Raw genomic sequence first — 24,496 nt, forward strand, 5'->3', positions numbered from 1 at the left:
CGCCGGTCCCTCGCGAGGACCGCTCGCGCGGGGACCTGGGAGGGGATACGACATGACGGCTGACCAGCCGGCCGCGCCGCGACCCTGGAAGCCCGGTCGCCCGGGCAGCGGCCGCGGCGCGCCAAGGGCCCAGGCTGCCCCCCGGGCGCAGACGACTCCGCGGGCCCAGGCCGGCTCGCGGGAGCGCGCGGGCGCACGGGAGCGGGCGGCCGCGCCGGAGCGGGCTGCCGCGCGCCAGGGCGGCGCGGCGCGTCAGGGCGGCGCGGCGCGTCAGGGCGGCGCGGCGCGTCAGGGCGTGGCAGGGCGCAAGGGCGTGGCGGGGCGCGAAGGGACGGCCGCGAGCAAGGGGGCGGCCCCCCGGGAGCGGGCGGCCCCCCGGGAGCGGGCGGCCGCGCGTGAGCGGGCCCTGCGCTTCGCACGCCCCGAGCGCGGCCCGGGCGCCCCTCGTTCGCCCCGCCGACCCACCCGCGGGAGCCTGCTGGAGGCGCTGCGCGGGGCGCAGACGCGGGTCAGAAAGGCGTGGGACCGGCCGCTGACCGCGTACTACCTGATCATGGGCGGCAGCCTGCTGATCATCGTGCTCGGCCTGGTGATGGTCTACTCCGCCTCCCAGATCAAGGCGCTGCAGTCGGGCCTGGCCCCCTCTTACTTCTTCCGCAAGCAGCTGCTCGCCGCCGTGCTGGGCGGCGCGCTGCTGCTGCTTGCCGTGCGCATGCCCATCAAGTTGCACCGCGCCTTCGCCTATCCGCTCCTCGCGGGATCGGTCTTCCTGATGTGCCTGGTCCAGGTGCCGGGGATAGGGGTGGCGGTCAACGGCAACCAGAACTGGATCTCCTTCGGCGGCCCGTTCCTGCTGCAGCCCTCCGAATTCGGCAAGCTCGCGCTGGTGCTCTGGGGGGCCGATCTCCTGGCCCGCAAGCAGGACAAGCGGCTGCTGGCCCAGTGGAAGCATCTGCTGGTCCCGCTGGTGCCCGCGGCGGCCCTGCTGCTCGGCCTGATCATGCTGGGCGGGGACATGGGCACCGCGATCATCCTCACCGCCATCCTCTTCGGCCTGCTGTGGCTGGCCGGTGCCCCCACCCGGCTGTTCGCCGGCGTACTCGCCTTCGCCGTGGCGATCGGCGTGCTGCTGATCAAGACCAGTGCCAACCGGATGTCCCGGCTCGCCTGTATCGGGGCCACCGAGCCCGGCCCCAATGATCAGTGCTGGCAGGCGGTGCACGGGATCTACGCCCTGGCCAACGGCGGCTGGTTCGGTTCCGGACTGGGGGCAAGTATGGAAAAATGGGGCGAACTACCTGAACCGCACACCGACTTCATCTTCGCCATTACCGGGGAGGAACTCGGCCTCGCGGGGACGCTGTCGGTGCTCGTCCTCTTCGCGGCTCTAGGCTATGCGGGTATCCGCGTGGCCGGACGCACGGAGGACCACTTCGTGAGGTATGCCGCGGGAGGCGTGACCACCTGGATCACGGCCCAGGCCGTGGTCAACATCGGCGCGGTGCTCGGTCTGCTGCCGATCGCCGGGGTCCCGCTCCCGCTGTTCTCCTACGGAGGGTCCGCCCTGCTGCCGACCATGTTCGCGATCGGCCTGCTGATCGCCTTCGCGCGGGCGGAGCCGAGCGCGCGGGCGGCGCTGGCCACGCGGCAGCCTGCTTTGCGGAAGAAGCTGGCTCGGGTGAGACGGAAGACGATGAGACGGCGCGTCAAGAAGCGACCGTCCGGAGAGCGGTGAATTTCGGTGCATGTCGTACTCGCCGGTGGGGGGACCGCCGGCCACATCGAGCCCGCGCTCGCCCTCGCGGACGCCCTGCGCAGGCAGGATCCGACCGTGGGGATCACAGCGCTCGGCACGGAGCGGGGGCTCGAGACCCGGCTCGTGCCCGAGCGGGGTTACGAACTCGGGCTGATCCCGGCCGTACCGCTGCCGCGCAAGCCCACCCCCGAGCTGATCACCGTCCCCGGGCGGCTGCGCGGCACGATCAAGGCCGCCGAGCAGATCCTGGAGCGCACCAAGGCCGACTGTGTGGTCGGCTTCGGTGGCTATGTGGCGCTGCCCGGCTATCTGGCCGCCAAGCGGCTCGGGGTGCCCATCATCGTCCACGAGGCCAACGCCCGGCCGGGCCTCGCCAACAAGATCGGCTCCCGGTACGCCAAGTTCGTCGCGGTCTCCACCCCGGACAGCAAGCTGCGCGGCGCCCGCTACGTCGGCATCCCGCTGCGCCGCACCATCGCCACCCTCGACCGGGCGGCGGTCCGCCCCGAGGCGCGCGCCGCCTTCGGGCTCGACCAGAACCTGCCGACGCTGCTGGTCTCCGGCGGCTCGCAGGGAGCGCGCCGGCTGAACGAGGTGGTCCAGGCGGTCGCTCCGTTCCTGCAGCGGGCCGGAATCCAGATCCTGCACGCGGTCGGACCGAAAAACGAACTGCCACGCGTGGACAACATGCCCGGTATGCCGCCCTATGTGCCGGTACCGTACGTGGATCGGATGGACCTCGCGTACGCCGCGGCGGACATGATGCTCTGCCGCGCGGGCGCGATGACCGTCGCCGAGCTGTCCGCCGTCGGGCTGCCGGCCGCCTACGTCCCGCTGCCCATCGGCAACGGCGAGCAGCGGCTCAACGCCCAGCCGCTGGTCAAGGCCGGCGGCGGGCTGCTGGTCGACGACGCGGAGCTGACCCCCGAGTGGGTGCAGTCCCATGTGCTCCCGGTGCTCGGCGACCCGCACCGGCTGTACGAGATGTCCCGGCGCGCCGCCGAGTTCGGCCGCAGGGACGCCGACGAGCTGCTGGTCGGCATGGTGTACGAGGCAATCGCGGCACGCCGCCAGATGTGAGGCCGGGCCGGTCCGGAGGGCGACCTCCGGTGCCCCTCCGGACCGGAAGGAAGAAGGTGGGTAAGCGTGGCCGGAGCGACGACCGCCAAGGGCGGGGCCCGAAGGACGCCGCCGCCCGGCCCGCCCCCGCCCGCCCTCAAGGCGCGCCGTCGCCTCCGGCTGCCCCGCCGCCGCACGGTGCTGGTGACGGGGGTGACGGCCGCGCTCCTCGGCTCCGGCGTCATCTGGCTGCTCTACGGGTCGAGCTGGCTGCGGGTCGAGCATGTGGCCGTCAGCGGCACGGCCGCTCTGACCCCGGGCGAGGTGCGCCAGGCCGCCGCCGTCCCGCTGGACGAGCCGCTGGCGGCGGTGGACACCGACTCCGTCGAGAGCCGCCTGCGGGCGCGGCTGTCGCGGATAGCGGATGTGGACGTCTCGCGCTCCTGGCCGGACACCATCGCCGTACGGGTGACCGAGCGCAGGCCCGAGGCGATCGTCCAAAAAGACGGCGAGTTCGTCGAAGTGGATGAGGAAGGCGTGCTGTTCGCGACCGTTCCACAGGCGCCGAAGGGCGTTCCACTGCTGGAAGTGGAGGCGGACCGGTCGCCGAGTTCCCGCCATTTCGGTGCGACCAGACTGCGCCGCGAGGCGGTCGGAGTGATCGCCCAACTGCCCGAAAAGGTGCGGGCGGACACTCTCTCGGTGCGCGTCCGCTCCTATGACTCGATTACGCTCGGCCTGACCCGCGGCCGCACGGTCGTGTGGGGCAGCTCCGAGCGCGGGGCGGCGAAGGCGAAGACTCTCACCGTGCTCATGAAGGCCGTGCCGGACGCGGAGCGCTACGACGTCAGTGCGCCCACGGCCCCCGCCGTGTCGCATAGTTGACGTACATAGCGCCAGGCCAGGACCCTGGTTGGCTAGCCCACTGGGTGATCACATAGGGTGAAAAGAAAAACGGGAGGTTCGGCGTGTTCGTTGAACGCGCGCCACTTGTCGACTTAGTGTCCTGTTCCGAAGAGTCCAGGAAACAGAGGCACTGGTAACCCTAAACTTCAGCGTTAGGGTTGGGGTCGGCGATCAGAACCGTCCCATTCGGCATCAGTCGGCGCACCGCGGCAACGGCGGGGTGGCGACACGTAACTCGAGGCGAGAGGCCTTCGACGTGGCAGCACCGCAGAACTACCTCGCAGTCATCAAAGTCGTCGGCATCGGCGGCGGTGGCGTGAATGCCATCAACCGGATGATCGAGGTCGGGCTCAAGGGCGTCGAGTTCATCGCGATCAACACCGATGCGCAGGCCCTGCTGATGAGTGACGCGGACGTCAAACTCGACGTCGGCCGCGAGCTCACCCGCGGCCTCGGCGCCGGCGCCAATCCCGACGTCGGCCGCAAGGCCGCCGAGGACCACCGCGAGGAGATCGAGGAGGTCCTCAAGGGGGCCGACATGGTCTTCGTCACCGCGGGTGAGGGCGGCGGCACCGGCACCGGCGGCGCCCCCGTCGTCGCCAACATCGCCCGCTCGCTGGGCGCACTGACGATCGGTGTGGTCACCCGTCCGTTCACCTTCGAAGGCCGCCGCCGCGCCAATCAGGCCGAGGACGGCATCGCGGGGCTGCGCGACGAGGTCGACACCCTCATCGTGATTCCGAACGACCGGCTGCTGTCCATTTCGGACCGTCAGGTGAGCGTGCTCGACGCGTTCAAGTCCGCGGACCAGGTACTGCTGTCGGGCGTTCAGGGCATCACCGACCTGATCACCACCCCGGGTCTGATCAACCTCGACTTCGCGGACGTCAAGTCGGTGATGTCCGAGGCGGGCTCGGCCCTCATGGGCATCGGCTCGGCCCGTGGCGACGACCGCGCGGTGGCCGCCGCCGAGATGGCGATCTCCTCGCCGCTGCTCGAGGCCTCCATCGACGGCGCGCGCGGAGTGCTGCTCTCCATCTCCGGCGGCTCCGACCTCGGCCTGTTCGAGATCAACGAGGCCGCCCAGCTGGTGAGCGAAGCCGCGCACCCCGAGGCCAACATCATCTTCGGCGCGGTGATCGACGACGCGCTCGGTGACGAGGTCCGGGTCACCGTCATCGCGGCGGGCTTCGACGGCGGCCAGCCGCCGGCCAAGAACCGCGACAAGGTGCTCGGCTCGTACGGCGGCGGCAGCCGCGACGAGGGCCTCGGCTCGGTCGGCGCCGGCACCGGCCGCACGTCCTCCGACACCGGCAGCCGGCCGTCCTTCGGCGGGCTCGGCAGCGTCACTCCGCGCGAGGAGGAGTCCGCGGCCGAGCCGACCCCTGTCGCCGAGGTCCCGCCGCCCGCCCCGATGCCCGCCCCCCAGGTCCCGCCGGCCCGTCCGTACTCGGACAGCCAGGCCGAGGAGCTGGATGTGCCGGACTTCCTCAAGTGAGCCGTGCCGACATGGCTCCACGGCGATCCTGAAGCGATCCAGAAGTGATAGCGCAACAGCACGACGCGAGCGGCGCGCACTTCGCCTTCACCGACCGGTGGGGCGGAGTGAGCGCCGCTCCGTATGACGAGCTCAACCTCGGCGGCGCCGTCGGCGACGACTCCACGGCCGTACGGACCAACCGCGAACTGGCCGCCAAGGCGCTGGGTCTGGACCCGGCCGAGGTCGTCTGGATGAACCAGGTGCACGGCCGGGACGTGGCCGTGGTCGACGGGCCGTGGGGGGACCGCGAGGTCCCGGCGGTCGACGCGGTGGTGACGGCCCGTCGGGGGCTCGCCCTCGCCGTCCTCACCGCCGACTGCACTCCGGTGCTGCTGGCCGATCCGGTGGCCGGGGTCGCCGGGGCCGCGCACGCCGGGCGGCCGGGCCTGGTCGCCGGGGTCGTGCCCGCTGTGGTGCGGGCGATGACCGAACTGGGCGCGGATCCCGCCCGGATTCTCGCCCGTACGGGCCCCTCGGTCTGCGGGCGCTGCTACGAGGTCCCGGGCGCGATGCGCGCCGAGGTCGCCGAGACCGTGCCCGCGGCGTGGGCCGAGACCAGCTGGGGCACTCCGTCGCTGGATGTGACCGCCGGCGTGCGCGCCCAGCTCGCACGCGCGGGCGTGGCGGCGGACGATCACCCCCACATCTGCACGCTGGAATCGGCGGACCACTTCTCGTACCGGCGCGAGCGCACCACGGGGCGGCTCGCGAGCTATGTCTGGTTGGGCGGCTGAGCTGTGACGGATCGCAGAACGGAACTGGCCGAAAATCTGGCCCGCGTGGAGGAACGTATCTCCGCGGCTTGTGCGGCTGCCGACCGTAAACGTGAAGAAGTCACGTTGATTGTGGTGACCAAGACCTACCCGGCAAGCGATGTCCGGCTCCTCGCGGAACTCGGCGTTCATCATGTCGCCGAGAACCGCGATCAGGACGCTGCGCCCAAAGCGGCCGAATGCGCCGATCTTCCATTGATTTGGCACTTTGTTGGACAATTGCAGACCAATAAGGTGCGATCGGTGGCTAGTTATGCCGATATGGTGCAATCCGTCGATCGCAAGCGACTGGTGGACGCGCTGTCGCGCGCGGCGGTGGCGGCCGGTCGTGAACTGGGGTGTCTGATTCAGGTGGCGCTCGACGCGGAGTCGGGCCAACAGGGAAGTCGGGGAGGTGTCGCGGCGGACGGAGTGGAGGCGCTCGCCGACGTGTTGGTCGAGGCTCAGGGGCTGCGGCTGGACGGCCTGATGACGGTGGCTCCGCTGGCCGGGCCGTACGCGGGGCGGCCGCGGACCGCCTTCGATCGGCTGATGGAAATCTCATCCCGCCTGCGCGCGGCCCATCCTGCTGCGAACATGGTCTCGGCGGGGATGAGCTCGGATCTCGAGGACGCGGTGGCGGCCGGAGCGACACATGTGCGCGTCGGCACGGCGGTGCTCGGAGTCCGACCCAGGCTCCGGTAACGTCGCGAAGAAGTCGGACCACAGCAGAAAATATGGTCATTCCCGTCAAAAGGCGGGCAGGCCAGCGTGGATCCAAGGCATCCGGTGGCGGAGCCGATCCACCACAGAGCGGAGGACGCAGAGAATGGCCGGCGCGATGCGCAAGATGGCGGTCTACCTCGGCCTCGTGGAGGACGATGGGTACGACGGCCGGGGATTCGACCCCGACGACGAATTCGAACCCGAACCGGAGCCCGAGCGGGATCGTCGCAGGCATCAGGTGGTGGAAACCGAGCCGCGGCCGGAGAGGGGTGAATCTGTACGAGTCGTCCATCCCCCGGCGCAGCGTGAACCCGCCCCGCTCGTAGCGGAAACCGGGCGACCCGCGCGAATCGCCCCCGTGGCATCCATCACACCTGAACGTCAGAACTTGGAGAAGAACGCGCCGGTGATCATGCCCAAGGTCGTGTCCGAGCGAGAGCCGTACCGCATCACGACGCTGCACCCCAGGACCTACAACGAGGCCCGTACTATCGGGGAACACTTCCGCGAGGGCACTCCGGTGATCATGAATCTGACGGAGATGGACGACACGGACGCGAAGCGACTTGTCGACTTTGCGGCCGGACTCGTCTTCGGCCTTCATGGGAGCATTGAGCGGGTGACTCAGAAGGTGTTTCTGTTGTCTCCTGCTAACGTCGATGTCACGGCGGAGGACAAGGCCCGTATCGCAGAGGGCGGGTTCTTCAACCAAAGCTGAGACGCAACACGGCAGCACCGAGTCATCAACAGGCCGTACGGCCGAGTACGCAAGGGGAGAGGGACGCGCGGGATGGGCATCGCACTGCAGGTGATCTACATCGCGCTGTATTGCTTCCTGATCGTGCTGATCTTCCGGCTGGTGATGGATTACGTCTTCCAGTTCGCCCGCTCGTGGCAACCCGGCAAGGCGATGGTGGTCATCCTGGAGGCCGCCTACACTGTCACCGATCCGCCGCTGAAGCTTCTGCGGCGGTTCATCCCGCCGTTGCGTCTCGGGGGTGTGGCGCTCGACCTGTCCTTCTTCGTTCTGATGATCATCGTCTGGATCCTGATCACCGTGGTCCGCAATTTTGCGAGCAGCGTGTGAACGATACGGTCTTGCCGATTGCCGACGACTACGTTGAGGTGAGTTAGAGATGCCGTTGACCCCCGAGGACGTGCGGAACAAGCAGTTCACGACCGTCCGCCTCCGAGAAGGCTATGACGAGGACGAGGTCGATGCCTTCCTCGACGAGGTCGAAGCCGAACTGACCCGGCTGCTGCGGGAGAACGAGGATCTGCGCGCCAAGCTGGCCGCCGCGACCCGGGCCGCCGCGCAGAGTCAGCAGCAGAACATGCGTAAACCGCCGGAACAGCAAGAGCGACCCGGCGCCCCCGTGCCCGCCGCCATATCCGGACCGCAGCCCGTGCCGCCCGGCCAGCAGCAGATGGGTGGCCCGCCCCAACTTCCGGGCGGTGCCCCGCAGCTGCCGGCAGGCCCGATGGGTCAGGGCGGACCGGGTCCGATGGGTCAGGGCGGCCCCGGCCCGATGGGGCAGGGCGGCCCGATGGGACAGAACGGCCCCATGGGACAGAACGGCCCCATGGGACAGAACGGCCCCATGGGTCAGGGCGGCCCGATGGGCCCCGGTGGCCCCATGGGCGGTCCGATGGGCGGCCCCGGCGGCCCGCAGCTGCCGCAGCCGGGCCAGGGCCCGGGCGGCGACAGCGCCGCGCGCGTGCTCTCGCTCGCACAGCAGACCGCCGACCAGGCGATCGCCGAGGCCCGTTCCGAGGCCAACAAGATCGTCGGTGAGGCCCGCAGCCGCGCCGAGGGTCTGGAGCGGGACGCCCGCGCCAAGGCCGACGCGCTGGAGCGGGACGCGCAGGAGAAGCACCGCGTCGCGATGGGCTCGCTGGAGTCGGCCCGCGCCACGCTGGAGCGCAAGGTCGAGGACCTGCGCGGCTTCGAGCGCGAATACCGCACGCGGCTGAAGTCGTACCTGGAGAGCCAGCTGCGTCAGCTGGAGAACCAGGCCGACGACTCCCTGGCCCCGCCGCGCACCCCGGCGACCGCCTCGCTGCCGCCGTCCCCGTCCATGACCGGCTCCATGGCCTCGGCAGGCGCGAGCCCGATGGGCGGCCACACCATGGGCGGCAACCAGCCCATGGGCGGCCACCCCCAGGGCGGCGGAGCGCCGTCCTACGGCGGCCAGCAGCAGATGTCCCCCGCGATGACCCAGCCGATGGCCCCGGTGCGCCCGCAGGCCCCGCAGCCGATGCAGCAGGCACCGAGCCCCATGCGCGGGTTCCTCATCGACGAGGACGACAACTGACGCGGCGGCGCGGCATATAGCGCGCAGCGCGTAACGTCGGCAGTCAGAGGGCCGGGCCCCGGGAGCTTGCTCCCGGGGCCCGGGCTGTTTTTGCGCTTCCAGCCGGCGCCGCTCTCGTGGACTGGTGGTTGCGCTCTTCCGCGGTGGATTCATGGTGGGGGCCGGAGCCCGGCCCCCACCATGCGGCGGAGCCGCGTAAATCCGGTTACGCCTTGCGGAGGCGGAACGACAGGCCCAGCGCCTCGTCGGAGAACTCCTCGCCATAGGCGAAGTCACCGTCGCCGGACGCGAAGTCCGTCGCGAGGACCTCGTCCGCGATCAGCGCCGCGTGGTCGGTCAGCGCCGTCCGGACGTCCTGGTCCGCCGCGCGCCAGCGCAGCGCGATCCGGTCGGCCACGTCCAGGCCGCTGTTCTTGCGGGCCTCCTGGATCAGCCGGATCGCGTCACGGGCGAGCCCCGCGCGCCGCAGCTCCGGGGTGATCTCCAGGTCGAGGGCCACCGTCGCGCCCGCGTCGGAGGCGACCGACCACCCCTCGCGTGGGGTCTCGGTGATGATCACCTCGTCCGCGGACAGCGTGACCGTCTCGCCGTCAACCACCACCGACGCCGTCCCCTCGCGCAGCGCCACCGACAGCGCGGCCGCGTCCGCCTCGGCGATCGCCTTGGCGACCGGCTGGGTGCCCTTGCCGAAGCGCTTGCCCAGCGCGCGGAAGTTGGCCTTCGCCGTGGTGTCCACGAGCGAGCCGCCGACCTCACTGAGCGAGGCGAGGGACGAGACGTTCAGCTCCTCCTCGATCTGCGTGCGCAGCTCCGCGGACAGCGACTCGAAGCCGGACGCCGCGACCAGCGCGCGCGACAGTGGCTGACGGGTCTTGACCCCGGACTCGGCGCGGGTCGCGCGGCCCAGCTCCACCAGGCGGCGCACCAGCGTCATCTGAGTCGAGAGGACCGGGTCGATCAGGTCCTTGTCGGCCTCGGGCCACGTGGTGAGGTGCACCGACTCCGGGGCGTCCGGGGTGACCGGGACGATCAGGTCCTGCCAGACCCGCTCGGTGATGAAGGGGACGAGCGGGGCCAGCAGCCGGGTGACCGTCTCGATCACCTCGTGCAGCGTGCGCAGCGCGGCCGCGTCGCCCTGCCAGAAGCGGCGGCGGGAGCGGCGGACGTACCAGTTGGACAGGTCGTCGACGAAGCCGGACAGCAGCTTGCCGGTGCGCTGGGTGTCGTACGCCTCCAGGGCCTGCGTCACCTGCTCGGTCAGCGTGCCCAGCTCGCCCAGCAGCCAGCGGTCGAGCAGCGGCCGGTCGGCCGGGGCCGGGTCGGCCTCGCTCGGGGCCCAGCCCGAGGTGCGGGCGTACAGGGCCTGGAAGGCGACCGTGTTCCAGTAGGTGAGCAGCGTCTTGCGGACGACCTCCTGGATGGTGTTGTGGCCCACCCGGCGCGCCGCCCAGGGCGAGCCTCCGGCGGCCATGAACCAGCGGACGGCGTCCGCGCCGTGCTGCTCCATGAGCGGGATCGGCTCCAGGATGTTGCCGAGGTGCTTGGACATCTTCCGGCCGTCCTCGGCCAGGATGTGTCCGAGGCAGACCACGTTCTCATAGCTCGACTTGTCGAAGACGAGCGTGCCGACTGCCATCAGGGTGTAGAACCAGCCGCGGGTCTGGTCGATGGCCTCGCAGACGAACTGCGCCGGGTACTTCTTCTCGAAGAGCTCCTTGTTGCGGTACGGGTAGCCCCACTGGGCGAAGGGCATCGAGCCCGAGTCGTACCAGGCGTCGATGACCTCGGGGACCCGTACGGCCTCCAGCGAGCAGCCCTCGGCGGAGCAGGTGAAGGTCACCTCGTCGATGAACGGCCGGTGCGGGTCCAGGCCGGACTGGTCGGTGCCGGTGAGCTCGGAGAGCTCGGTGAGGGAGCCGACGCAGGTGAGGTGGTTGTCGGCGCAGCGCCAGATGGGCAGCGGGGTGCCCCAGTAGCGGTTGCGGGACAGGGCCCAGTCGATGTTGTTGTTCAGCCAGTCGCCGTAGCGGCCGTGCTTGACCGACTCGGGGAACCAGTTCGTCCGCTCGTTCTCGCGCAGCAGCGCGTCCTTGACCGCGGTGGTGCGGATGTACCAGGACGGCTGCGCGTAGTAGAGCAGCGCGGTGTGGCAGCGCCAGCAGTGCGGGTAGCTGTGCTCGTAGGGCACATGCCGGAACAGCAGGCCGCGGGCGTCCAGGTCGGCCGTCAGCGCCTCGTCGGCCTTCTTGAAGAACTGGCCGCCGACCAGCTCCAGGGCCTCCTCGAAGGTGCCGTCCGAGCGGACCGGGTTGATGTACGGCAGGCCGTACGCCTTGCAGGTCCGCAGGTCGTCCTCGCCGAACGCGGGGGCCTGGTGGACCAGGCCGGTGCCGTCCTCGGTCGTCACATACTCGGCGTTGACCACGAAGTGCGCGTCGCCGTCGACGTCCACAAGGGAGAACGGGCGCCGGTAGGTCCAGCGCTCCATCTCGGCCCCGGTGAAGGCCTGCCCGGTCGCGGTCCAGCCCTCGCCGAGGGCCTTCTCCAGCAGCGGCTCGGCGACGACCAGCTTCTCCTGGCCGTCGGTGGCGACCACATAGCGGACGTCGGGGTGTGCGGCGACGGCCATGTTGGACACCAGGGTCCACGGCGTGGTCGTCCACACCAGCAGCGCCGCCTCGCCCGCCAGCGGGCCCGAGGTGAGCGGGAAGCGGACGAAGACCGACGGGTCGACGACCGTCTCGTAGCCCTGCGCCAGCTCGTGGTCGGACAGGCCGGTGCCGCAGCGCGGGCACCAGGGGGCGACCCGGTGGTCCTGGACCAGCAGCCCCTTGTTGAAGATCTCCTTGAGCGACCACCACACCGACTCGACGTACTCGGGGTTCATGGTCCAGTACGCGCCGTCGAGGTCGGTCCAGAACCCCATGCGCGTGGTGAGCTCGGCGAAGGCGTCGATGTGCCGGCCGACCGACTCGCGGCACTTGGCGTTGAACTCGGCGATGCCGTACGCCTCGATGTCCTGCTTGCCGCTGAAGCCGAGCTCCTTCTCGACGGCCAGCTCGACCGGCAGGCCGTGGCAGTCCCAGCCCGCCTTGCGCTCGACGTGGTAGCCGCGCATGGTGCGGAAGCGCGGGAAGACGTCCTTGAAGACGCGGGCCTCGATGTGGTGGGCACCCGGCATGCCGTTGGCGGTCGGCGGGCCCTCGTAGACGACCCACTCGGGCCGCCCCGCGGACTGCTCGAGGCTCCGGGCGAAGATCTTGTTCTCCCGCCAGAAGTCGAGCACGGCGTGCTCAAGGGCGGGCAGGTCGACCTGGGCGGGCACCTGGCGGTACTGCGTCATCGGATTCTTCCTCCGGCGGACACGTGCTCGTCTGCGTTCCGTCGGAGGGACGAGAGCTCGCGCTCCCGCGGTACCACCCTCCTTGGCCGGGAGCGGCTTTGAGCTCCTGGCCCCCTCATTGGGGTCGCGACGCCGGTTCTACTGGCCCTGAGCGGGGGTTCTTCCGGCAGCTCCGGGGTGATCCTTCACATCGCGCTCGCCCCCGGGCTCGCACCGTCCCCGGGTCGCTCATGGCTGCGTACGACGCTACTCGTCCCCTTCCACGCCTTTCGCTTCGCCCAGTGTACGGGTCCGGGCGCCGCCCGGCCGACCGGTTTTCCGGCTGCGCCGAGTGAGGTACGGGCCGCCGGGGCGCTGACCCGAATGGCGATACGCAGAGTGCCGGAGTCCACCCGGCCGGGGCGTCACCACCCGGTAGGCGTTCGTGGCCGGATTACCGGGCGGGCGGTGGGGCACAACCGATTGAGACCGGGTTGTCCCGCGGTCAAGCCGGGCGAATCGGGCGGCGTGCCCCGTTGCCGCGTGCCTGGAGTCGATTTATCGTTCCGGAACGATTCGCGTGCAAGATCACAATATGTGAAGGGGCCGCGGCCATGGTGGCTAGGAAGACCGCCGTGAAGAAGAGCACGGCGAAGGCGACGAAGGCCACGACCGCCAAGGAGAGCGCTTCCGGGAAGAAGGCGGCAGCGCCCGCCATGGCGGCCGGGAAGGCCGCGAAGAGCGTGGTGGCGAAGAAGGCCGCGGCCAAGAAGGTCACGGCCAAGAAGGCCGACGCCACGAAGACCACTGCCAAGAAGACCACCAAGAAGGCCGCACCGGCCGAGCAGGCGGTGCCCGCGAAGAAGACGGGAGCCAGGAAAGTGGTTGCGAAGAAGACTTCGAGTGGAGCCCCGACCGCGAAGCAGGCCTCCGAAGCGCCGGGCGCCGTTCCCAAGGCCCGCGTCGGCGTCGGCCCCGTGGCCCCCGGTGACCTGGCCGTACGCCCGGGTGAGGAGCCCTGGTCGGCGGAGGAGGTGGCCGAGGCGCGCGCCGAGCTGCTGACCGAGGCCGGCCGGCTGCGCACCGAGATCCTCGCCTCCGAGGAGGCGATCAGCGGGCTGATGCGGGATTCCGGGGACGGCGCCGGCGACGACCAGGCCGACACCGGCACCAAGAACATCACGCGCGAGCACGAGCTGGCCCTGGCCGGCAACGCCCGCGAGATGCTGCTGCAGACCGAGCGCGCCCTGGAGGGGCTGGACGCCGGCACGTACGGGCTGTGCGAGAGCTGCGGCAATCCCATCGGCAAGGCCCGGATGCAGGCGTTCCCCAGGGCCACTCTCTGCGTGGAGTGCAAACAGCGGCAGGAGCGGCGCTGACCGCCCGTCGGGAGTGCCGTACTCTCGTCCTCAGCCAGGGGGAGACTGGCCCGGACGATGTTTGAGGGACTTACGTGACAGAGGCGGAGCAGGCCATCGGTACGCCAGAAGCGGGGAAGGCCGAGGAAGGCGCCGTCGCGGGTGCCGACGGCGCGGAGGCCGGGCGCGGGCGGCGGCGCATCGGGGTGCTGCTCGCCGTCGCCGCGTTCGCCTACCTCCTTGACCTGGGCAGCAAGCTGCTCGTGGTCGCCAAGCTGGAGCACCATGACGCGATCGAGGTGATCGGCACCTGGCTCCAGTTCGAGGTGATCCGCAACCGCGGCGCGGCCTTCGGCTTCGGTGAGGCCTACACCATCGTCTTCACGGTGATCGCGACCAGCGTCATCGTGGTGATCGCCCGGCTGGCCCGCAAGCTCTACAGCCTGCCCTGGGCCATGGCGCTCGGGCTGCTGCTGGGCGGTGCCTTCGGCAACCTCACCGACCGGATCTTCCGCGCGCCCGGCGGGCTGCAGGGCGCGGTGGTCGACTTCATCGCGCCCGCCCACTTCGCGGTCTTCAACCTCGCCGACTCGGCGATCGTCTGCGGCGGCTTCCTGATCGTCATCCTCTCCTTCCGCGGCGTGGACCCGGACGGCACCGTCCACAAGGACTGAGCCGCCCGCAAGGGCCGAGTCCGGGCCCGGGGCCCGAGGACTGGCGTACGAACCGGGGTGTGCGGTCCGGCATACTCGACGGGTGAGTACGATTCCCGAGATCCGCACGCTGCCCGTACCCGACGGCCTCGAAGGCGAGCGCGTCGACGCCGCGATCGCACGCATGTTCGGCTTTTCTCGGACCAAGGCGGCGGAGCTGGCCGCCGCGGGCAAGGTGCAGGTCGACGGCAGCGTCGCGGGCAAGTCCGACCGGGTCTCCGGCGGCGCCTGGCTCGAGGTGGAGATGCCGCAGGCCGCGCCGCCCGTACGGGTCGTCGCCGAGCCCGTCGAGGGCATGGAGATCGTGCACGACGACGAACACGTCGTGGTGGTCGACAAGCCGGTCGGGGTCGCCGCTCACCCCAGCCCCGGCTGGACCGGACCCACCGTCATCGGCGGCCTGGCCGCCGCGGGCTTCCGCGTCTCGACCTCCGGTGCCGCCGAGCGGCAGGGGATCGTCCACCGCCTGGATGTCGGCACCTCCGGCCTCATGGTCGTCGCCAAGTCCGAGCTGGCCTACACCCTGCTCAAGCAGCAGTTCCGGGAGCGCACGGTCGACAAGCGCTACCAGGCCCTCGTCCAGGGCCACCCCGACCCGCTCAGCGGCACGATCGACGCGCCGATCGGCCGCCATCCGCAGCACGACTACAAGTGGGCCGTGACCGCCGAGGGCAAGCCCAGCGTCACCCACTACGACCTCATCGAGGCGTTCCGCGCCGCCAGCCTCCTCGACATCAAACTGGAGACGGGCCGCACCCACCAGATCCGCGTCCACATGGCGGCCCACCGCCACCCGTGCGTCGGTGACCTGACGTACGGCGCCGACCCGACGCTCGCCAAGCGGCTGCGGCTGACCCGGCAGTGGCTGCACGCCGTGCGCCTGGGCTTCGAGCACCCGGGGGGCGACGGCTGGGTGGAGTTCGAGAGTCCCTACCCGGACGACCTGCAGAAGGCCCTGGACACCGTGCGGGCGGACAGCGCGTGACGCACCGGATCGAGGTCGTGGGCCCTGACGCACTCGAAGCCTGCCGCGAGGTCCGCCGCGAGGTCTTCGTCGTCGAGCAGCGGATCCCCGAGTCGGAGGAGATGGACGAGTACGACGCGCACGCCGTCCACCTCCTCGCCACCGGCCCCGAGGGCCCGGCGGGCACCGTCCGCTTCCTCCACGGCGCGGCCGCGGACAAGAAGTACGGCCACGCGGGCGTGGACGGCGCCACGACCGCGGTCCTCGGCCGGCTCGCCGTCCTGCCCGCCACTCGCGGCACCGGGCTCGGCGCGGAGCTCGTCCGCGCCGTCGAGGCGGAGGCGCTGCGGCGCGGTCTCGCCGAGGTCTACCTGGAGGCCCAGACCCACGCCCTCGGCTTCTACGAGCGCCTTGGCTACGCGGCGTACGGCCCCGAGTTCGACGAGGGCAGCGGTATCCCGCACCGCGCCATGCGCAGGGCGCTCTAGCTTCGGCGCGGGCCCGTACCGTCCTTGTGGAGGTCCCCGTCGAAGCGGGTGAGGCGGTCCTCGGACTCGGCCGCGCTCCGCGGCGGCTGGATGGTCGCCGTGGTGATGCGCGGCAGCGCGTACGGGTGCTGCTCCCGCAGCCACGCGATCATCTGCTCCCGCACCTCACAGCGCACGTTCCACGCGTCGTCCGCGTCCCGCGCCGTGACCAGCGCCCGCACCACCATCGTGGACGGCGTGGTGTCCGTGACCGCGAGGCTCCAGTCCCGGCCGTCCCAGGCCGGGGACTTCCGCACGATCTCGCCCAGCCTCACCCGCATCGCCGCGACCGGCGCCGAGTGGTCGAGGTGGAAGAAGACCGTGCCGGTCTTCTGCGTGCCACCGCGCGACCAGTTCTCGAACGGCTTGGCCGTGAAGTACGACACCGGCATGGTGATCCGGCGCTCGTCCCAGGTCCGCACCGACAGAAAGGTCAGCGTGATCTCCTCGACCGTGCCCCACTCGCCGTCCACGACCACCGTGTCGCCGATCCGCACCATGTCACCGAATGCTATCTGCAGCCCGGCGAAGAGGTTGCCCAGCGTCGACTGCGCGGCGACGCCGGCGACGATGCCCAGGATCCCGGCGGAGGCCAGCATGGAAGTGCCCACCGTGCGCATCGCGGGGAAGGTCAGCAGCATCGCCGACGCCGCGACCACTCCGACGATCGCGGTCACCACCCGCTGGATCAGCGTCACCTGGGTGCGCACCCGGCGCACCCGCGCCGGGTCGTGCGCGCTGGCGGCATAGCGGCGGTACGAGGACTCCACCACCGCCGCCGAGACCCGCATCGCGAGCCACGCCGTGGCCGCGATCAGCACCAGCGCGAGAAGCTGCGCGATGCCCGACGCGTGCTCCCGGACCACCCGGGCGTGCGTCTTGTCGTACGAGCCGCGCAGCAGCGCCGAGCACACCGTCACCTGAAGCGGAAACCGACAGCGGCGCAGCAGGCCCCACAGCGGCGTCTCCGCGTGGCGGGCGTCGGTGCGCCGCAGCAGCCGGTCGACCGCCCAGCCGATGAACAGCGTGATGATGAGCGAGCCGCCGATGACGACGAGCGGACGCAGTACCTCCTCCATGGACACCTATCCTGATCCTTCGCTCGCGACAAGGAAGTGACGAAGTGACCCGTTCCCCGATCCTGCTCCTCCATTCGATGTACGGGCTGCGGCCCGCCGTGCACGCCGCCGCCGACCGGCTGCGCGCCGCCGGGCACGAGGTGCACGTACCCGATCTGTTCGAGGGGCGGACGGCCGACGGCGCCGAGGACGGCATGGCCCTCAAGGAGGAGATCGGCAAGGAGGAGCTGCTGCGGCGGGCCGTGGCGGCCGCCGCGCCGGTGTCGGACCGCGGCGTGGTGTACGCGGGGTTCTCGCTCGGCGGGTCGATCGCCCAGAACCTCGCGCTGGGCGACGACAAGGCGCGCGGGCTGCTGCTTCTGCACGGCACCTCGGACATCGCCGAGGACGCGGCGGCGGACGGCCTGCCGGTACAGCTGCATGTCGCGGACCCGGATCCCTTCGAGCCGCACGACTGGCTGAACGCGTGGTATCTGCGGATGGGCCGGGCCGGGGCGGACGTGGAGATCTACCGCTACCCGGGGGCCGGGCACCTGTTCACCGACCCGGACCTGCCGGACTACGACGAGGAGGCGGCCGAGGCCACCTGGAAGGTGGCGCTCGGCTTCCTCGCGGAGGTGGCGGAGGAGCGGTAGCCGCTCAGCGCGCCGGGCCGTCCTACTTCTTGAGGTTCTGCTGGATCAGCGGGGTGAACTGGTCCGGGGTGAGCGGGGGCTGGTCCTTCCCCTGGACGTTCACCGTCATGATCTTGCCGTTCAGCTTGATCGTCGGGGTGCCGGTCACGTCCTTGGTGTCGTTGAACGTCTTCGACATGGCCAGCGCCCACCGGTCGTAGGTGCCGTTCGTCACGGCCTTCTCGAAGGTCTTGTTGCCCTTGAGCTCCTTGACCTGCTGGGCGATGGCGATCAGCTTCTGGTCGTCGGCGAAGGCGTCGTCGGTCTCCTCGGGGTGGTTCTTGGCCGAGTAGAGCGCGGACTTGTACTCCAGGAAGGCGTCCGGGCTGACGTTGAGGGCCGCGCCCAGCGCGCTCAGGGCGTTCTTCGAACCGGCCCCGATGATGTTTACCTTGTCGTCCAGGAAGGTGCCCATCGTGTACTGCGCCTTGAAGGTGCCGTCCTTGATGTCCTTCGCCACGGTCGTGCCCGTGTACTGCTCGAACTCCGCGCAGATCGGGCAGCGCATGTCCTCGTAGACATGCAGGGTGTTCTTGGCGTTCTTGTCGCCGATGACCACGGTCGTGCCCTGCGGGCCGGTGGTGTGGGCGGGCTTCACCAGGGCCGTCTTCTCGGCGGCGGCCTTCCACTTCTTGCTGGCGTTGTCGCCGCCGTTCAGCTGGGTGACGCCGTAGCCTATGCCGCCCGCTATCGCGAGGATGGCGACGACCGCGCCGCCGACGACCAGCTGGCGGCGCATCCGCTCCTTCTTGGCCAGGCGCTGGCGCTCGGCGCGCAGCCGCTCGCGTGCGGCCTGCTTGTTCTGGTGGCTGTTGCGGTTGCTCATGGGGGATCGGTCTCCGTCGTGTGAAGGTCGTACGAAGTCGCACGAAAGGGTGGGAAACGCTGTGCTCAGGCAGTGGCTGAGCACGGCGGACCACGCCGCACGACGGAGTGCACGAGGAGGGGGAGCGCCGGGGCCGGACTCGGGGGTCCCACCGGCCGCGGGGAGCGGCTTCGGGGCGCGAAGGCCGCGGTGATGACCGCGACGGCCAGCAGCAGCGGCCGGAAGGCGAAGGCGGCGAGCGAGGTCAGCAGCCGGGCCACGGCGGCCTCGCCGCGCCGCAGCCAGGCCGCGGCGATCAGCCCGACCGCGATATGCGCGGCGAGCAGCAGCCAGGGGGTGGCGGAGCCCACGGCGGCCGTGAGGGCGCCGCCGCCGTCCGGGCCGGCGACCCGGGCCAGCGGGGAGCCGACCCCGCCGCTGCCACACAGGAGGTCCACGCCCAGGGCGCGCAGGGAGCCCGCCACGGGGCCGCCGGAGGGCCCGTAACAGGCGCTCTGGCCGGTGGTGAACACCGTATCGGCGGCCAGCTCCAGGGGGACCAGGAGCGCGACGATGCTCCAGTAACCGCGCTCACGGCCCGCCAGGGCGTACGCGATCACGAAGACGACGGCCGACAGCGCCGCCACGGTCGTCAGCGGCAGCGGCGTGCGCGACAGCAGGACGTGGGCGGCGGAGGACAGCGTGACGCACAGCGCTGTGAACAGCGCAGCGCGCAGTGTCCTCAGCAGCGGTCCCGTCCCGTCCATAAGGTCTGATTGTCACACGACGGGCTGTAGGGGCGGCGTCAAGATCATGAAGCGGAAAGGCACCTGCTCCGTGAGCAGGTGCCTCACAGCCCGTGCTTCCGCTCTTACAGCCCGGGAATGCGGCCGTTCCGGAAGAGGTCCACGAAGATCTGGTGGTCCGCCCGGGCCCGCGCCCCGTAGGAGTGCGCGAAGTCCACCAGCAGCTCCGCGAAGCCGCCCTCGTCCGCCGCGATCACCGCGTCGATGGCCCGCTCGGTGGAGAAGGGCACCAGCGAGTGGCCGCTCTGGTCGTCGGCGGCCGCGTGCATGGTGGCCGTGGCCCGCCCCAGGTCGGCGACGACCGCCGCGATCTCGGCCGGGTCGTCGATGTCGGACCAGTCGAGGTCCACCGCGTACGGCGAGATCTCGGCGACCAGCTGCCCCGCGCCGTCCAGCTCGGTCCAGCCCAGCCACGGATCGGCGTGCGCCTGCAGGGCGCGCTGGGAGATGACCGTGCGGTGCCCCTCGTGGTGGAAGTACGAGCGCACCCGATCGTCCGTGACATGCCGGGAGACCGCCGGGGTCTGCGCCTGCTTCATGTAGATCACCACATCGTTCTCGAGGGCGTCGCTGTTGCCCTCCAAAAGGATGTTGTACGAGGGCAGCCCGGCGCTGCCGATGCCGATGCCGCGGCGGCCGACGACGTCCTTGACGCGGTAGGAGTCCGGCCGCGCGAGACTGGACTCGGGGAGCGTCTCCAGATAGCCGTCGAAGGCGGCCAGGACCTTGTAACGGGTCGCCGCGTCCAGCTCGACCGAGCCGCCGCCGGAGGCGAAGCGCCGCTCGAAGTCGCGGATCGTGGTCATCGAGTCGAGCAGCCCGAAGCGGGTCAGCGAGCGGGCGTCACGCAGCGCGTCCAGCAGCGGGCCCTCGGCGGTCTCCAGGGTGAAGGGCGGCACCTCGTCGTTCTTGGCGCCGGTGGCCAGGGCGTGGATGCGCTCGCGGTAGGCGGCGGCGTAGATGCGGACCAGCTCGCTGATCTTCTCGTCGCTGAGCGCCTTGGTGTAGCCGATCAGCGCGACGGAGGCCGCGAAGCGCTTGAGGTCCCAGGTGAAGGGGCCGACATACGCCTCGTCGAAGTCGTTGACGTTGAAGATCAGGCGGCCGTTGGCGTCCATGTAGGTGCCGAAGTTCTCGGCGTGGAGGTCACCGTGGATCCACACCCGGCCCGTGCGCTCGTCCAGGTAGGGGCCGCCGTCGCGCTCCTGCTCCACATCGGCGTAGAACAGGCAGGCCGTGCCGCGGTAGAACGCGAAGGCCGAGGCGGCCATTTTGCGGAACTTGACGCGGAAGGCGGCCGGGTCGGCGGCGAGCAGCTCGCCGAAGGCGGTGTCGAAGACGGCGAGGATATGCTCGCCGCGCTGTTCCGCCTGGGTCTGCTGGGTCGGCATCGCGGGGCGCCTCCTGGTGCGTGGAAAAAGAACGTGTAGAAGAGCATGACAAAGATCGCGAACGGGACGGACCGTTCCGTTCGTCCCAACGCCTGAGGCTACTCGTGGGTGCCCGCCCGCTGTCAGTCCGGAGGGGTAACCTTCGGACCTGTTCCACACCCTTCATCGCCCTCGTTCACCGACCGTTCGCCGGAGGTCTGCCACCGTGACCAAGCCGCCCTTCACGCACCTGCATGTCCACACCCAGTACTCGCTGCTGGACGGTGCGGCGCGGCTCAAGGACATGTTCAACGCCTGCCAGGAAATGGGCATGACGCATATCGCCATGACCGACCATGGCAACCTCCACGGGGCGTACGACTTCTACCAGCAGGCGACCGGCGCGGGTATCACACCGATCATCGGGATCGAGGCGTATGTCGCCCCCGAGTCGCGGCGCTACAAACGACGAGTCCAGTGGGGCCAGCCGCACCAGAAGCGGGACGACGTCTCCGGCTCCGGTGGTTACACCCACAAGACGATCTGGGCCTCCAACAAGGCCGGTCTGCACAACCTCTTCCGGCTCTCCTCGGACGCCTATATGGAGGGCTACTTCGTCAAGTGGCCCCGGATGGACAAGGAGACCATCGCCCAGTGGTCGGAGGGCCTGATCGCCTCCACGGGCTGTCCGTCCGGCGAGCTGCAGACCCGGCTGCGGCTCGGTCAGTTCGACGAGGCCCTCAAGGCCGCCTCCGAGTACCAGGACATCTTCGGCAAGGACCGGTACTTCCTCGAGCTGATGGACCACGGCATCGAGATCGAGCACCGGGTCCGCGACGGCCTGCTGGAGATCGGCAAGAAGCTGGGCATCCCCCCGCTGGTCACCAATGACTCGCACTACACCTACTCCCGCGAGTCCGCGGCCCACGACGCGCTGCTGTGCGTCCAGACCGGCAAGAACCTCTCCGACCCCGACCGCTTCCGCTTCGACGGCTCCGGCTACTACCTGAAGTCGACGGACGAGATGTACGCCATCGACTCCTCCGACGCCTGGCAGGAGGGGTGCCGGAACACCCTGCTGGTCGCCGAGCAGATCGACGCCACCGGGTGGTTCGACAAGCGCGACCTGATGCCGCGCTTCGACGTGCCCGAGGGCTTCACGGAGGTCTCCTGGTTCCAGGAGGAGGTCCGGCGCGGCATGGAGCGGCGGTATCCGGCCGGGGTGCCGGAGGACCGCCAGAAGCAGGCCGAGTACGAGATGGACGTCATCATCCAGATGGGGTTCCCGGGCTACTTCCTCGTGGTCGCCGACTTCATCATGTGGGCGAAGAACAACGGCATCGCGGTCGGCCCCGGCCGTGGCTCCGCGGCCGGTTCGATCGTCGCGTACGCGATGGGCATCACCGACCTCGACCCGATCGACCACGGTCTGATCTTCGAGCGGTTCCTCAACCCCGAGCGCGTGTCCATGCCCGATGTCGACATCGACTTCGACGAGCGCAGGCGCGGTGAGGTGATCCGGTACGTCACCGAGAAGTACGGCGCCGACAAGGTCGCCCAGATCGGCACGTACGGCACCATCAAGGCCAAGAACGCGATCAAGGACTCGGCCCGGGTGCTCGGTTATCCGTACGCGATGGGCGACCGGATCACCAAGGCCATGCCCGCCGATGTGCTCGGCAAGGGCATTCCGCTGTCCGGCATCACCGACGAGAAGCACCCCCGCTACAGCGAGGCGGCCGAGGTGCGCGGGATGTACGAGAACGAGCCGGATGTGAAGAAGGTCATCGACACCGCCCGCGGTATCGAGGGCCTGGTACGGCAGATGGGTGTGCACGCCGCGGGCGTGATCATGTCCAGCGAGACCGTGACCGAGCATGTGCCGGTCTTCTCGCCGAAGAACGACGGCCAGGTCGTGACCCAGTGGGACTACCCCACCTGTGAGTCGCTCGGCCTGCTGAAGATGGACTTCCTCGGCCTGCGCAACCTCACCATCATGGACGACGCGGTCAAGATGGTGCGCGCCAACAAGGGCGTCGACCTCAAGCTGCTGGAGCTGCCGCTGGACGACCCCAAAACCTATGAGCTGCTGTGCCGCGGTGACACGCTCGGCGTCTTCCAGTTCGACGGCGGCCCGATGCGCTCCCTGCTGCGCATGATGAAGCCCGACAACTTCGAGGACATCTCCGCCGTCTCGGCTCTCTACCGGCCGGGCCCCATGGGCATGAACTCGCACATCAACTACGCGCTGCGGAAGAACGGCCAGCAGGAGATCACCCCGATCCACCCGGAGCTGGAGGAGCCGCTCAAGGAGGTCCTCGGCATCACCTACGGCCTGGTCGTCTACCAGGAGCAGGTGCAGAAGGCCGCCCAGGTGCTCGCCGGCTACTCCCTCGGCCAGGCCGACCTGCTGCGCCGCGCGATGGGTAAGAAGAAGAAGGAGGTCCTCGACAAGGAGTTCGTGCCCTTCCAGAAGGGCTGCCGCGAGCGCGGCTACTCCGACGAGGCCATCCAGGCGGTGTGGGACGTGCTGGTCCCCTTCGCCGGCTACGCCTTCAACAAGGCCCACTCCTCCGCGTACGGCCTGGTCACCTACTGGACCGCGTATCTGAAGGCCAACTACCCCGCCGAGTACATGGCGGCGCTGCTCACCTCGGTGCGCGACGACAAGGACAAGTCGGCGATCTACCTCAACGAGTGCCGCCGCATGGGTATCAAGGTGCTCACGCCGAACGTCAATGAGTCCGAGGCGAACTTCACCGCCCAGGGCGACGATGTGATCCTCTTCGGTCTCACCGCGGTCCGAAACGTCGGCGCCAACGTCGTCGAAGCGATCATTCGCGGCCGCAAGTCGAAGGGGAAGTACACCTCCTTCCCCGACTACCTGGACAAGGTCGAGGCCGTCGTCTGCAACAAGCGGACCACCGAATCGCTGATCAAGGCCGGGGCCTTCGACGAGATGGGCCACACCCGCAAGGGGCTCACGGCCCACTACGAGATCATGATCGACAACGTGGTCGCGGTGAAGCGCAAGGAGGCCGAGGGCCAGTTCGACCTCTTCGGCGGCATGGGCGGCGACGACGGCGGCGGCGGCGACGGGCCGGGCTTCGGGCTCGACGTCGAGTTCTCCGACATCGAGTGGGACAAGGCGTATCTGCTCGCCCAGGAGCGCGAGATGCTCGGCCTGTACGTCTCCGACCACCCGCTCTTCGGCATCGAGCACATCCTCAACGACAAGGCCGACGCCGCCATCGCCCAGCTCACCGGCGGTGAGCACGCCGACGGCGCCATCGTCACCATCGGCGGCATCATCTCCGGCCTGCAGCGCAAGATGACCAAGCAGGGCAACGCCTGGGCCATTGCCACCGTCGAGGACCTCGCGGGCTCCATCGACTGCATGTTCTTCCCCGCCACCTACCAGCTGGTCTCCACCCAGCTCGTCGAGGACGCCGTCGTGTTCGTCAAGGGACGGCTCGACAAGCGCGAGGACGTACCGCGGCTCGTCGCCATGGAGCTCATGGTCCCCGACCTGTCCGAGGCCGGGGCCAACGCGCCCGTGACGATCACCATCCCCACGGTGAAGGTCACCCCGCCCCTGGTCGAGAAGCTCGGCGAGGTGCTCACCCATCACCGGGGCTCCACCGAGGTGCGGATCAAGCTCCAGGGGGCGCGGAAGACCACCGTGCTCCGGCTCGACCGGCACCGGGTCACCGCCGACCCCGCGCTGTTCGGTGACCTCAAGGTGCTGCTGGGGCCGGCCTGCCTGGCGGGCTGACGGACCACCGCTCATGAGAGGGGCGCGCCCGCACCGGGCGCGCCCCTCA

At 70.1% G+C, this 24,496-nt stretch carries 20 protein-coding genes; 15 read left to right on the forward strand and 5 right to left on the reverse strand.

Features of this window, described 5'->3' with window-relative positions; translation table 11 throughout:
* Positions 1-52 precede the first annotated feature (52 nt).
* From ftsW to PV419_RS42380, 9 genes are all read left to right on the forward strand, one after another.
* Positions 53-1,735, forward strand: a complete 1,683-nt coding sequence (ftsW, locus tag PV419_RS42340) for a putative lipid II flippase FtsW (protein ID WP_319698209.1) — start codon at positions 53-55, stop codon at positions 1,733-1,735.
* 6 nt (positions 1,736-1,741) lie between these two features.
* Positions 1,742-2,836: an undecaprenyldiphospho-muramoylpentapeptide beta-N-acetylglucosaminyltransferase gene (gene murG, locus PV419_RS42345; protein ID WP_319698210.1), complete on the forward strand. Its 1,095-nt coding sequence runs from the start codon at positions 1,742-1,744 to the stop codon at positions 2,834-2,836.
* 66 nt (positions 2,837-2,902) lie between these two features.
* Positions 2,903-3,700 carry a cell division protein FtsQ/DivIB gene (locus PV419_RS42350; RefSeq protein WP_319698212.1) on the forward strand — a complete coding sequence of 266 codons (798 nt, stop codon included), beginning with the start codon at positions 2,903-2,905 and terminating at the stop codon, positions 3,698-3,700.
* A gap of 277 nt (positions 3,701-3,977) precedes the next feature.
* Positions 3,978-5,219 carry a cell division protein FtsZ gene (ftsZ, locus tag PV419_RS42355; protein ID WP_319698214.1) on the forward strand — a complete coding sequence of 414 codons (1,242 nt, stop codon included), beginning with the start codon at positions 3,978-3,980 and terminating at the stop codon, positions 5,217-5,219.
* A 44-nt stretch (positions 5,220-5,263) separates the two neighbouring features.
* Entirely contained in the window at positions 5,264-5,995 is a 732-nt protein-coding gene (pgeF, locus tag PV419_RS42360) for a peptidoglycan editing factor PgeF (protein WP_319698215.1), read from the forward strand.
* 3 nt (positions 5,996-5,998) lie between these two features.
* Positions 5,999-6,718: a YggS family pyridoxal phosphate-dependent enzyme gene (locus PV419_RS42365; protein WP_319698217.1), complete on the forward strand. Its 720-nt coding sequence runs from the start codon at positions 5,999-6,001 to the stop codon at positions 6,716-6,718.
* Positions 6,719-6,842: 124 nt separating this feature from the next.
* Positions 6,843-7,457, forward strand: a complete 615-nt coding sequence (locus tag PV419_RS42370; RefSeq protein WP_319698219.1) for a cell division protein SepF — start codon at positions 6,843-6,845, stop codon at positions 7,455-7,457.
* Between the two features lie 72 nt (positions 7,458-7,529).
* The gene (locus tag PV419_RS42375; RefSeq protein WP_014180455.1) at positions 7,530-7,826 is read left to right on the forward strand and encodes a YggT family protein; all 297 of its coding nucleotides are present in this window, start codon (positions 7,530-7,532) and stop codon (positions 7,824-7,826) included.
* A 49-nt stretch (positions 7,827-7,875) separates the two neighbouring features.
* Positions 7,876-9,054, forward strand: coding sequence for a DivIVA domain-containing protein (locus PV419_RS42380; protein ID WP_319698220.1), 1,179 nt, complete (start codon positions 7,876-7,878; stop codon positions 9,052-9,054).
* A gap of 205 nt (positions 9,055-9,259) precedes the next feature.
* Here the strand turns inward: PV419_RS42380 and ileS are convergent, their stop codons facing one another.
* Positions 9,260-12,397 carry an isoleucine--tRNA ligase gene (gene ileS, locus PV419_RS42385; protein ID WP_319698222.1) on the reverse strand — a complete coding sequence of 1,046 codons (3,138 nt, stop codon included), beginning with the start codon at positions 12,395-12,397 and terminating at the stop codon, positions 9,260-9,262.
* A 593-nt stretch (positions 12,398-12,990) separates the two neighbouring features.
* Between ileS and PV419_RS42390 the strand changes: the two genes are divergently transcribed.
* The 4 genes from PV419_RS42390 to PV419_RS42405 all read left to right on the forward strand — a co-directional run bounded on the left by PV419_RS42390 (position 12,991) and on the right by PV419_RS42405 (position 15,899).
* Complete coding sequence (locus tag PV419_RS42390) at positions 12,991-13,755, forward strand: TraR/DksA family transcriptional regulator (protein WP_319698223.1); 765 nt, start codon at positions 12,991-12,993, stop codon at positions 13,753-13,755.
* A 74-nt stretch (positions 13,756-13,829) separates the two neighbouring features.
* Positions 13,830-14,408: a signal peptidase II gene (lspA, locus tag PV419_RS42395; RefSeq protein WP_319698224.1), complete on the forward strand. Its 579-nt coding sequence runs from the start codon at positions 13,830-13,832 to the stop codon at positions 14,406-14,408.
* A gap of 82 nt (positions 14,409-14,490) precedes the next feature.
* On the forward strand, positions 14,491-15,432 hold the full coding sequence (locus PV419_RS42400; protein ID WP_319698226.1) for an RluA family pseudouridine synthase: 942 nt from the start codon (positions 14,491-14,493) through the stop codon (positions 15,430-15,432).
* Positions 15,429-15,899, forward strand: a complete 471-nt coding sequence (locus PV419_RS42405) for a GNAT family N-acetyltransferase (protein ID WP_319698228.1) — start codon at positions 15,429-15,431, stop codon at positions 15,897-15,899. Before PV419_RS42400 ends, PV419_RS42405 begins: the two co-directional genes overlap by 4 nt.
* On the opposite strand, the gene PV419_RS42410 is transcribed toward PV419_RS42405, so the two are convergent.
* Complete coding sequence (locus PV419_RS42410) at positions 15,896-17,017, reverse strand: mechanosensitive ion channel family protein (RefSeq protein WP_319698230.1); 1,122 nt, start codon at positions 17,015-17,017, stop codon at positions 15,896-15,898. The genes PV419_RS42405 and PV419_RS42410 overlap by 4 nt on opposite strands.
* Before the next feature lie 44 nt (positions 17,018-17,061).
* Between PV419_RS42410 and PV419_RS42415 the strand changes: the two genes are divergently transcribed.
* Positions 17,062-17,652 (forward strand): dienelactone hydrolase family protein, encoded by a 591-nt coding sequence (locus PV419_RS42415; RefSeq protein WP_319698231.1) that lies wholly within the window; start codon positions 17,062-17,064, stop codon positions 17,650-17,652.
* A 22-nt stretch (positions 17,653-17,674) separates the two neighbouring features.
* On the opposite strand, the gene PV419_RS42420 is transcribed toward PV419_RS42415, so the two are convergent.
* The 3 genes from PV419_RS42420 to PV419_RS42430 form a co-directional block, all read right to left on the reverse strand.
* Entirely contained in the window at positions 17,675-18,517 is an 843-nt protein-coding gene (locus tag PV419_RS42420) for a thioredoxin domain-containing protein (RefSeq protein ID WP_319698233.1), read from the reverse strand.
* A 65-nt stretch (positions 18,518-18,582) separates the two neighbouring features.
* Positions 18,583-19,263 carry a hypothetical protein gene (locus tag PV419_RS42425; protein WP_319698234.1) on the reverse strand — a complete coding sequence of 227 codons (681 nt, stop codon included), beginning with the start codon at positions 19,261-19,263 and terminating at the stop codon, positions 18,583-18,585.
* A gap of 104 nt (positions 19,264-19,367) precedes the next feature.
* A complete protein-coding gene (locus PV419_RS42430) occupies positions 19,368-20,693 on the reverse strand; it encodes a DUF2252 domain-containing protein (RefSeq protein WP_319698235.1) in 1,326 nt (441 codons plus the stop codon).
* A 205-nt stretch (positions 20,694-20,898) separates the two neighbouring features.
* Between PV419_RS42430 and dnaE the strand changes: the two genes are divergently transcribed.
* Positions 20,899-24,447, forward strand: coding sequence for a DNA polymerase III subunit alpha (dnaE, locus tag PV419_RS42435; RefSeq protein ID WP_319698236.1), 3,549 nt, complete (start codon positions 20,899-20,901; stop codon positions 24,445-24,447).
* The last annotated feature ends 49 nt before the right edge of the window (positions 24,448-24,496 follow it).

The sequence above is a fragment of the Streptomyces sp. ME19-01-6 genome (assembly GCF_033793745.1).
Taxonomy (GTDB): Bacteria; Actinomycetota; Actinomycetes; order Streptomycetales; family Streptomycetaceae; genus Streptomyces.

Bases quoted from the DNA above. Each gene is read 5' to 3' on its own strand.
- ftsW (WP_319698209.1), top strand. From the start codon at position 53: ATGACGGCTGACCAGCCGGCCGCGCCGCGACCCTGGAAGCCCGGTCGC.
- PV419_RS42370 (WP_319698219.1), top strand. From the start codon at position 6,843: ATGGCCGGCGCGATGCGCAAGATGGCGGTCTACCTCGGCCTCGTGGAG.
- PV419_RS42375 (WP_014180455.1), top strand. From the start codon at position 7,530: ATGGGCATCGCACTGCAGGTGATCTACATCGCGCTGTATTGCTTCCTG.
- PV419_RS42380 (WP_319698220.1), top strand. From the start codon at position 7,876: ATGCCGTTGACCCCCGAGGACGTGCGGAACAAGCAGTTCACGACCGTC.
- ileS (WP_319698222.1), bottom strand. From the start codon at position 12,397: ATGACGCAGTACCGCCAGGTGCCCGCCCAGGTCGACCTGCCCGCCCTT.
- PV419_RS42390 (WP_319698223.1), top strand. From the start codon at position 12,991: ATGGTGGCTAGGAAGACCGCCGTGAAGAAGAGCACGGCGAAGGCGACG.
- PV419_RS42410 (WP_319698230.1), bottom strand. From the start codon at position 17,017: ATGGAGGAGGTACTGCGTCCGCTCGTCGTCATCGGCGGCTCGCTCATC.
- PV419_RS42420 (WP_319698233.1), bottom strand. From the start codon at position 18,517: ATGAGCAACCGCAACAGCCACCAGAACAAGCAGGCCGCACGCGAGCGG.
- PV419_RS42425 (WP_319698234.1), bottom strand. From the start codon at position 19,263: ATGGACGGGACGGGACCGCTGCTGAGGACACTGCGCGCTGCGCTGTTC.
- PV419_RS42430 (WP_319698235.1), bottom strand. From the start codon at position 20,693: ATGCCGACCCAGCAGACCCAGGCGGAACAGCGCGGCGAGCATATCCTC.